At 67.5% G+C, this 9,729-nt stretch carries 7 protein-coding genes and 1 pseudogene; 5 read left to right on the plus strand and 3 right to left on the minus strand.

What is annotated here, in order from left to right; all coding sequences use genetic code 11:
- Nucleotides 1-3,123, plus strand: a complete 3,123-nt coding sequence (locus QZ847_RS05035; protein WP_294353759.1) for a TonB-dependent receptor — start codon at nucleotides 1-3, stop codon at nucleotides 3,121-3,123.
- A complete protein-coding gene (locus QZ847_RS05040; protein ID WP_294353761.1) occupies nucleotides 3,123-4,019 on the plus strand; it encodes a PEP-CTERM sorting domain-containing protein in 897 nt (298 codons plus the stop codon). The genes QZ847_RS05035 and QZ847_RS05040 overlap by 1 nt, the downstream gene beginning before the upstream one ends.
- 4 nt (nucleotides 4,020-4,023) lie before the next feature.
- Here the strand turns inward: QZ847_RS05040 and QZ847_RS05045 are convergent, their stop codons facing one another.
- The 3 genes from QZ847_RS05045 to QZ847_RS05055 all read right to left on the minus strand — a co-directional run bounded on the left by QZ847_RS05045 (nucleotide 4,024) and on the right by QZ847_RS05055 (nucleotide 8,317).
- Nucleotides 4,024-5,661, minus strand: coding sequence for a long-chain-fatty-acid--CoA ligase (locus QZ847_RS05045; RefSeq protein ID WP_294353764.1), 1,638 nt, complete (start codon nucleotides 5,659-5,661; stop codon nucleotides 4,024-4,026).
- Between the two features lie 126 nt (nucleotides 5,662-5,787).
- Nucleotides 5,788-6,474 carry an NnrU family protein gene (locus tag QZ847_RS05050; RefSeq protein ID WP_294353767.1) on the minus strand — a complete coding sequence of 229 codons (687 nt, stop codon included), beginning with the start codon at nucleotides 6,472-6,474 and terminating at the stop codon, nucleotides 5,788-5,790.
- Between the two features lie 31 nt (nucleotides 6,475-6,505).
- A complete protein-coding gene (locus QZ847_RS05055) occupies nucleotides 6,506-8,317 on the minus strand; it encodes a peptide MFS transporter (protein WP_294353770.1) in 1,812 nt (603 codons plus the stop codon).
- Nucleotides 8,318-8,446: 129 nt separating this feature from the next.
- Between QZ847_RS05055 and QZ847_RS05060 the strand changes: the two genes are divergently transcribed.
- From QZ847_RS05060 to QZ847_RS05070, 3 genes and pseudogenes are all read left to right on the plus strand, one after another.
- A complete protein-coding gene (locus QZ847_RS05060; RefSeq protein WP_294353772.1) occupies nucleotides 8,447-9,025 on the plus strand; it encodes a nitroreductase in 579 nt (192 codons plus the stop codon).
- A 48-nt stretch (nucleotides 9,026-9,073) separates the two neighbouring features.
- Nucleotides 9,074-9,430, plus strand: coding sequence for a GntR family transcriptional regulator (locus tag QZ847_RS05065; RefSeq protein ID WP_294353775.1), 357 nt, complete (start codon nucleotides 9,074-9,076; stop codon nucleotides 9,428-9,430).
- A gap of 51 nt (nucleotides 9,431-9,481) precedes the next feature.
- Nucleotides 9,482-9,729 (plus strand): annotated as a pseudogene (locus QZ847_RS05070) (hypothetical protein); the annotation flags it as partial.

Genomic DNA, 9,729 nt, shown 5'->3' on the forward strand with positions numbered 1-9,729 from the left:
GTGAACCGTTTTCAACACCTGCTCGCGGGCACCAGCATGCTCGCGGCGCTCGCCGTCGCCAGTGGCGCCGCTGCGCAGACCACGCCGCCGGCACCGCCGCAGGAAGCCGTACCCGGCCTCGCCGAGGCGACGCCGCAGGCCGACCAGAGCCCCGACATCGCCACGCAGGCCGCCGAGCCGGTCGCGGACATCGTCGTCGTCGGCACCCAGATCAAGGGCGCGAGCGCGACCGCCGCGCTGCCCGTCACGGTGATCGACCAGGCGCAGATCGATGCAACCGGCGCGCTGTCGGGCGACGAGCTGTTCCGCTCGATCCCGCAGGTCGGCGACGTGACCTTTAACGAGGCGCAGGGCGCGCAGACGTCGAACTCGGCGCGCGGCGACGTCAATTCGATCAACCTGCGCAATCTTGGCGTCGGCAACACATTGGTGCTGTTGAACGGCCGTCGCCTCGTCCAGCATCCGACCAGCCAGGCCGGCGACGGCAACGTGCCGGTGCTAGGCTACAACTCCAATTCGCTGCCGGTCGCGGGCATCCAGCGGCTGGAGGTGCTGCGCGACGGTGCCGCCGCGATCTACGGCGCCGACGCGGTGGCGGGCGTGGTCAACACCGTCACCAAGGACAAGTTCGACGGCGGCAGCCTGGACTATCGCTTCGGCTTTGCGGAGGGCACGCACCGCAAGGAATTGCAGGTGACCGGCACCTACGGCAAGAATTTCGACGAAGGCCGCGGCAACGTGTCGGTGTTCCTCGACTATACCCGCCGCACCGCGCAGCTGCCGCAGGATCAGGATTACACCGCCAGCGACAATCTGCTGCCGCTATTCGCGAACGATCCCGCCTTCGCCGGAAACCTCGCCGCCGACGGACGCGCGACGCAGTCGCCGTGGGCGAACCTCGCGGTAGTCGGCGGACCCGGCACGATCCGTCGCGGGACGACCGCGCTCACCTCGGCGGCGGGGGCGTTTCACACGCAATCGGCAGCAAACCCGGGATGCGCGTACATCCTGAACGGCAACACCTGCTACGGCACCGGCACGCGCGCGACCGCGTCGACGCTCCGCTCCGAACGGTTCGACACGCGCCCGGGCACCACCGTGACGCCGTCGTTCAACCGCTACAATTCGTTCCTGTCGGCGCACTATGACGTATCGGACGCGCTGACCTTCTACACTGAGCTCGGTTACTATCAGGCCGACACGGTGCGCATCCAGCCGCCGACGATCAACCTGAACGCGATCGTCATCCCCGCGTCCAATTACTGGAACCCGTTCGGTCCGGTGCGCTTCGCCGATGGAACGCTCAACCCCAATCGCGTTCCGGGCCTCACCAACGTACCCGCCGCGGGTCTGCCGGTACGGCTCAGCACCTACCGCTTCGTCGATGCCGGGCAGCAGCGCGTCGACGTGACCAACTGGCAGTCGCGCTTCCTGGGCGGCGCGCGCGGCAAGATCGGCAGCTTCGACTTCGACAGCGCATTGCTCTATTCGGAAGCCAAGTCGACCGATCGCTCCAACGCGATCAACATGACGCTGTTGCAGCAGAACCTCGCGCTCTCGACGCCTGACGCGTACAATCCCTTCTCGGGCGGCTGCTCGGCGACGCCCTCGGTCGGCGACTGCTCGCCCTCCAGCCAGGCATCGATCGACAGCTTCTCGTTCGATCTCGTCCGCCGCAGCAAGACGACGCTGGCGCTGGGCGATTTCAAGCTGTCGAACGCCAGCCTGTTCGCGCTGCCCGGCGGCAACGTCGGCGTGGCGCTGGGCGTCGAGGCGCGGCGCGAGACGCAGGCCGATATCCGCGACGACAATCTGAACGGCACGGTCACCTTCCGCGACGCGGTGACCGGCGAGGTCAACCTGTCGAACGTCGCCGCGGTCAGCCCCACGCCAAGCGTCTATGGCCGGCGCACCGTCTTCTCCGCCTTCGGCGAGCTCGCGATCCCGATCGCCTCGCCCGAGATGGGCGTGCCGCTGATGTACCGCTTCGACGTCCAGCTCGCCGGGCGGTACGAGCATTACAGCGACTTCGGCTCGGTCGCGAAGCCCAAGATCGCCGCCGCCTGGGACCTGGTCGAAGGGTTTCGCCTGCGCGCCTCCGCGTCGAAGGGGTTCCGTGCGCCCAACCTCGAACAGGTCAACACGACGCGCTATTCGCGGCTCGGCTCCAACACCGACTTCATCCGCTGCGAGGCGGACCTGCGTTCGGGTCGGATCGCGACGTTCAACGCCTGCGGCCGCGCCAACAGCTACCAGATCGCGGTTTCGGGCAATCAGGACCTGAAGCCGGAGGACAGCACCAACTGGACCGTCGGCACCGTGCTGCAACCCGCGTTCATCCCGCGCAAATACGGGCGCCTGACGCTCACCGCCGATTTCTGGTCGATCAAGCAGGTCGGCATCGTCGGGCAGTTCGGCGCGCAGAACGCGCTGGTGCTCGACTATCTGCTGCGCCAGCAGGGGTCGTCCAATCCCAACGTCATCCGCGCCGCGCCGACCGCCGACGACACGCCGCTGTTCGCCGGCACCGGCATCGCGCCCGCGGGCACGATCACGCAGATCAACGACCAGTTCGTCAACCTGCTGCCGCAGACCGTACAGGGCCTTGATCTCGCTTTGCTCTACAATGTGCGCACCGACGTGGGTAAGTTCGACCTCGCGATCAACGGCGCGCGGCTGACCAAGTTCAGCCGCGACACCCCGCCCGCGGTGCAGGCCTTGTTCGACGCGCGTGCGGCGGGACAGATCAACGCCGCCACCCCGCTGACCGACGCCAGCGACCTGTTGCAGGACCGCGGTCGCCCGAAATGGCGCGTGACCGGCTCGCTCACCTGGTCGCTCGACCAATGGCAGGTCGGCGCGTTCGCCAATTACATCGGCCCGGTCAACGACACCAACTTCCTCGACACCGACGGCAACCCCTACGTCGTCGACGGCACCACCACGTTCAACCTGTACGGCCAGTACCGCGTGAAGGGCGGGTTCATGGATGACACGCGATTGCGCATCGGCGTGCGCAACCTGTTCGACAAGCAGCCGCCGGTCACCGCCGACGGCTATCTCGGCTCGCTCTACGTGCCGTATGCACGTTACTGGTATTTGACCGTTGGAAAGCGCTTCTGATGCTACGCCTGCTCGCCACCCTCTCGCTCCTCGCCGCCACGCCTGCCTTCGCGCAGCAGGCGGCGCCAGCGCCAACCCCGATCACACGGACGAGTGCGCCGCTCCGCGTGCTGTTCATCGGCAACAGCTTCACGCAGGGCGCGCATTCGGCGGTGCGCAACTGGCATGCGGGAACGGTCACCGACCTCAACCGCGCCGGCTATGGCGGGGTGCCCGCGCTGTTCAAGGCATTCGCCGACCAGGCCGGGCTCAACTACGAGGTCAGCCTGGAGACGCAGGGCGGCAAGACGCTCGGCTTCCATTATGACGAGCGGCGGCAACTGTTCGACCGGTCGTGGGACGTGGTGGTGTTGCAGGAACTGTCGACGCTCAGCCGCGCGCGTCCGGGCGATGCGACCGACTACGTCCGCGATGTCGGTCGGCTGACGCGGCTGCTCACCGCACGCAACCCGCGCGTGCGCGTTGAGCTCATGTCGACGTGGAGCCGCGCCGACCTCGCCTATCGTGGTCAGGGCCGCTGGGCGGGCAAGCCGATCGCGACGATGGCGCTCGACCTGCGCGCCGCCGCCGATCAGGCGCGCGCCGCCACGCCGGGCGTGTCGGGCGTGCTGCCGGTCGGGCAGGCGTGGAACCGCGCCTTCGCGCGCGGCGTCGCCGACCCCAACCCCTATGACGGGGTCACCTTCGGACAGGCCGATTTGTGGACCTACGACCAATATCACGCCAGCGTCGCGGGCTATTACCTCGAAGCGCTGATCGTGTTCGGGCAGCTGACCGGCATCGACCCGCGCACGCTAGGCCGGGGCGAGCGCTCAGCGGACGAGCTCGGCCTGTCGCAGGACATGGCGGCGGCGTTGCAGGAAATCGCGTCGGACGAGCTGCGCGGCGCGCGCTGACCGCTCACGCATCCGGCAGCGCGTACCCGGCCATGCGCTGCCGCAGCAGCTTCTTGTCGATCTTGCCCGTCGCGCCGAGCGGGATCTCGTCCACCACGACCACGTCGTCGGGCATCCACCAGCGCGCGATCTTGCCATCCAGGAAGGCGAGCAACTCCGCCTTGCCGCAGGTCGCGCCTGCGTGGCGCTGGATCAGCAGGATCGGGCGCTCGTCCCATTTCGGGTGCGCGACGCCGATCACCGCGGCAAGCGCGACCTCCGGGTGGCCGACCGCGACATTCTCGATCTCGATCGAGCTGATCCACTCGCCGCCCGACTTGACGATGTCCTTGGCGCGATCGGTGATCTGCATGTAGCCCGCCGCGTCGATCGTCGACACGTCGCCGGTGTCGAAGAATCCTTCCGCGTCGAGCACGTCGCCGCCCTCCCCGCCGAAATAACCGCTGGTGATCGTCGGCCCCTTGATCATCAACCGACCGGCGTTGCGGCCATCGTGCGGCAGGCGGTTGCCCGCGTCGTCAGCCAGCTTGAACTCCAGCCCGCACACCAGCCGGCCCTGCATCCCCTTGCGCCGCACCTGCTCGTCGTACGGCTGCGCCAGCACCTCCGGGCTGGGTGTCGACAAGGTCGCGAGCGGCGAGGTCTCGGTCATGCCCCAGCCCTGCACCACCTCGACGCCATAATCGTCCTGGAACGCGCGGATCAAAGCCTCGGGCGGAGCGGAGCCGCCGATCACCACGCGCTTCAACGTCGAGAAGCGCGCGCCGCTGGAACGCAGATACTGGAGCAATCCCTGCCACACGGTCGGCACCGCGGCGGAAAAGGTCACGCCCTCGTCCTCGATCAGCCGGTAGATCGACTCGCCGTCCATCCGCGCGCCCGGCAGCACCAGCTTCGCGCCGACCGCCGGCGCGGAATAGACCACGCCCCAGGCATTGGCATGGTACATCGGCACCACCAGCAGCACCGTGTCGCGCGTCGTCAGCGCGAGCGCATCGGCCTGCAGCGTCATCATCGTGTGCAGGTAGTTGGATCGGTGCGAGTAGAGCACCCCCTTCGGGTTGCCCGTCGTTCCCGACGTATAGCACAGCCCGCACGCCAGCCGCTCGTCGAAGCCGCCCCAGACATAGTCGGCCGGCTCGTCCGCGATCCAGTCATCGAACGCAACCGCCGAAAAATCGGTCGCGGGCAGGTCGGCCGCGGCGCACAGGAACACCACCCGCTCGATCGACGGCGCGGCGGCGAGCAGCGGACCGATCAGGGCTGCGCAGGCCGGATCGGCGAGCAGGATGCGGTCGCCTGCGTGGGCGGCAATATAGGCGATCTGTTCGGGAAACAGCCGCGGGTTGAGCGTGTGGAGCACCGCGCCCATGTTGGTCGCGCCGTACCAGGCGGCGAGATGGCGCGCGCTGTTCCATCCCATCGTCGCGACCCGGTCGCCCTGCCCGATCCCAACGCGGGCGAGTGCGTTCGACACGCGCTTCGCCGCCCGGTGCAGCCAGGCATAGTCGAGCCGGGTGACGCTGCCGTCCGCCTCGCGCGCCACGATCTCGCGCGCGCCGTGCCAGGTGTTCGCGTGATCAAGGAAGCCGTCGACCGTCAGCGACACGTCCTGCATCAATCCGAACAGCGGCTGCGACATGGCGTCAACTCTCCTATCCACACCGGCTGTCTCGCCGGTCCCGTGCCTTGTGGCCGTTGCAGCCCCGACTTGTCGTGTTTCGTTTGGTGTCGCCAGCCCGCTTACGTGACTTTTGTTGGTGTGGCGTCAGTTGATCCAGCGCCAGATGCCCGCCGCCCAGCCCGCGAGCGGGATGTGCGCCCAGGTCGCCGCCAGCCACAGCACGATGCCACCACCGAGCGCGTGACCGCCAAGCTTGCCGATCCGCGCGCGCCCCGCCGCGATCCGGGCGAACGGCAGGTAGCTCGTCCGCCGCTCCCACTCGGGCCAGAAATCGGGCTGGAGCCGTGCCTTCTTGCGGTCCTGCAAATGGGCGCCGACCAGCGCCAGCACCATGATCGCGCCGGCCAGCACGACGTTGGAGGGGTCGGGATAAACGAGGATGTGCGACGCTCCCCACAGCGCAAAGGCCCACATCATCGGGTGGCGCGTGATCGCGTAGACACCGCTGGCGTCAGGAACCGGCTTGGTCCTACCCGTGGGATCAGGCAGCGCCGGGTTGCGGACCAGCGAACCCATGAACAACACGCTCGCCACCAGCATGACGGCGCTAGCGATCGCCCACAACCCGTCGCCGACCGGCCACAGCGGCGTCGCCGCCGGCGCGGCGCGGTACGCGACGACGAGCCAGCCGAGCGTCACCACCGCGACCAGGCTGTAGAGGCCGAGGAACCCGCCCTCGCCGATCCGCCGCACCAGCGGCGCACGCAGCGGATGCGACAGGAGGAAGTGCGTTCCCACGAACGCGACCGCGGCGACCAGCACTTCCTCCATCCCGGCTTCTCCTCCCGATTTCCGCTCGTCGTTACTGAACCCCGTGCATCCAGCGCTTGATGAAGGGCGACAGCGCCAGCAGCACCGCACCGATGATGGCGGCGGTCAGCCCGATGGTCCAGAACACCTGATTGTAGGTGTCGAGGCTGACCTTCAGGTTGGTCACCTGCCCGCCGACCGTTTCGACCGAGGCGACCTGCGCCACGATGCCCGCGACATATTGCGCGACCGAGATCGACAGGAACCATACGCCCATCATCAATCCGACGATGCGCGCGATCGACAGCTTGGTGATCATGCTCAACCCCACCGGCGAGATGCACAGTTCGGCGACCGAGTGGATCAGGTACAGCCCGGCGAGCCACCAGATCGCGACCTTGAAGTCTTGGCCGGCGAACTGTCCGCCCCAGACGAGGAACAGGAAGCCCAGGCCGACGCCGATCAGCGCGAGGCCGAACTTGACGGGGATCGTCGGCTCGATCCCGCGTGCGGCCAGCTTGGTCCACAGGATCGACATGACCGGCGCGAGTGCCACGATGAAGAACGCGTTGAAGAACTGCGTCTGCGGCGCGGTGATCGCGAAGCTTCCTGCGATCGTCAGGTCGGTGTTGCGGTCGGCGAACAGCGTCAGGCTCGACCCCGCCTGCTCGAACAGGGTCCAGAATACGACATTGAACACGATCAGGATCATCGCCGCCAGCATCATCTGGAACTCGGCCTTGCTGCCCTTCGCGTACGACCAGATCAGGATGCCCGGCACGCTGACCAGGAAGGTGCCGAACAGCAGCTTACCCATCAGCGACAGGGAGGCGATATAGCCGAGAATGCCCGAGCCGGGTTCGGGCGCGGTCGAGTTCATCAGATTGACGAACAGGAAGTAGAACACCGGCACCGCCAGGATCGCGCCGGCGAAGATCGCGAGCGTGCGGTCGGGCCCCGCGCGCACCGGCGCTTCGCCGATACCGTTCAGCTTCCCGCCGTTGAACTGGATCAGCGCCCAGGAGATCAGCATGCCTGCGGCCGCAAGGCCGAAGCCCGCCCACCAGCCGACCTTGTCGGCGAGCAGCGGGCAGAGCAGCTGCGAGCCGAGCGAGCCGAGATTGATCCCCATGTAGAAGATCGTGAACCCCGCGTCGCGGCGACGGTCGCCGCCGGCGTAGAGCTCGCCCACCATTGTCGAGATGTTGGGCTTGAAGAAGCCGTTACCGACCGAGATCAGGCTGAGCGCGATGAGCAGCACCGCGGTCAGCAGCGCGCTACGCTCACCGCCCGTCTCGAACCCGCCCTTGGCGACGGTCTGCGCGACCGACTTGTCTGGGTTGAGCAGCGAGACCGAACCGTCCTCGTTGCCCTTGATCTCCAGCCGCCCCTGCGGGGTGACGAGGTAGCGCACCTCGGCCGTGGCACTCGTCGGCGCATCGCGGAAACCGTCGACCTGAACTTCGTAGCGCTGCCCGTCGATCGTCGCGTACGGCCGGGCCGTCTCGCCGCCGAAGCAGAGCGTGAAATAACCGATCGCCATCATGATAGCGCCGAACTTCACCGACCGCTTGGAGCCGAGATACTGGTCGGCCAAATAGCCGCCTACCAGCGGGGTCAAATACACCAGCGCGGTGAACCCGCCGTACAGGCCCGTCGCCTCGCGGTCGCCGAACACGAAATGCTTGGTGAGATACAGCGTCAGGAGCGCGCGCATCCCGTAGTAACCGAACCGCTCCCACATCTCGGTGGTGAACAGCCGTGCGAGCTGGCGCGGATGGCCGAACCAGGTTTCCTCCGCCGCCGGATTGGTGTGGGTGATATCGGGCTCGCCGCGATTGTCGGCCGTCGGGGTGTCCACCATTGTTCGAAATACGCTCCCTGAACTTACGTTCACGCTTACACTGATGCGGCGCGCGCGATGGTTGCACAGGAGACTAGCGGCTGAGATCGCGCTGTAAATACGCGTTAACACTTCCTAGATGCCGCACCCATGTTCAACGATCGCTCCTCACTCCTCGCGCATCTCGCCACCCGCCGCTCGGGCAAGCCGCGCGATTTGGTCGCGCCCGGCCCCGATCACGCCGAACTGGTGCAGATGATCACGCTCGCCGCGCGCACCCCCGATCACGGAAAGCTCGCGCCGTGGCGGTTCGTGATCGTGCGCGACGACCAGCGCGTGCGGCTCGCCGAATTGCTGGTGGAGGCCTACCGCGCCGAGAAGCCGGAGGCACGGCAGGCGGAGCTGGACAACATGGTCCAGTTTGCGACCCAGGCACCAGCGCTGGTGGTCGCGCTCTCCTCCCCCAAGACCGACAACAAGATTCCGTTGTGGGAACAGGAGCTGTCGGCGGGCGCGGCGTGCATGAACCTGCTCCATGCAGCGCACGCGCATGGGTTCGCGGCGGGCTGGCTGACCGGCTGGCCGGCCTTCTCCGACCGCGTCCGAGATGCGTTCGGGAAAGCGACAGAGCGGATCACCGGATTCATCTTCATCGGCACGCCGGGCCGCGCGCTCGACGAACGGCCGCGTCCCGCGATTGAACAGGTTTGGAGCGACTGGCAGGGTTGAAGCGTGGGCGAGGCTCGACTCCGTTCCCATTTGCTGTATTAACGCAGCATGGCAGCACTGAGCAACGAGGACAGCCCGGTTTACATCCGGCTGCGCGCAACCATCGCCGCGGGGATCCTGCGCGGTGACTTCGTGGCGGGCGATCAGCTCCCCTCGGTGCGTGCGCTCGCGGCCGAACACGGTGCCAACCCGTTGACGGTCGCGAAGGCGTATCAGAGCTTCCAGGACGACGGCTATGTCGAGGTGCGCCGCGGTGTCGGCATGTTCGTGCTCGCGGGCGCGGCGGAGCGGCTGCGCCAGGCCGAACGCGACAATTTCGTCGCCAATCAATGGCCCCGCATCCGCGGCTATATCGACCTGCTCGGGCTCGATGCCGCCGATCTGCTCGAACGCAGCAACGCCTAATTCCCGCGAGTACCCGCGCAACCGGGTAAAGGCTCAGCCGTTGTCGCGGGCATGAGCCTGATCGCTTCCGTCCTGCTCGCCAGCGCCGCCGCCGCGCCCTCTGCCACCCCTGCCGCCGCCCGCGCCGTCGTCCAGCGTTACTACGCGGCGATCGACCGCCGCGACTATCGCAGCGCCTATCGGTCGTGGTCGCGCGGCGGGCAGGCCAGCGGGCAGAGCTATCAGCAATTCGTCCGTGGCTTCGCCAACACGCGCCATACCAGTGTCGTCGCGGGCGCGCCTAGCCGGCCCGAAGGTGC

This window comes from uncultured Sphingomonas sp., from assembly GCF_913778135.1.
Classification (GTDB): domain Bacteria; phylum Pseudomonadota; class Alphaproteobacteria; order Sphingomonadales; family Sphingomonadaceae; genus Sphingomonas.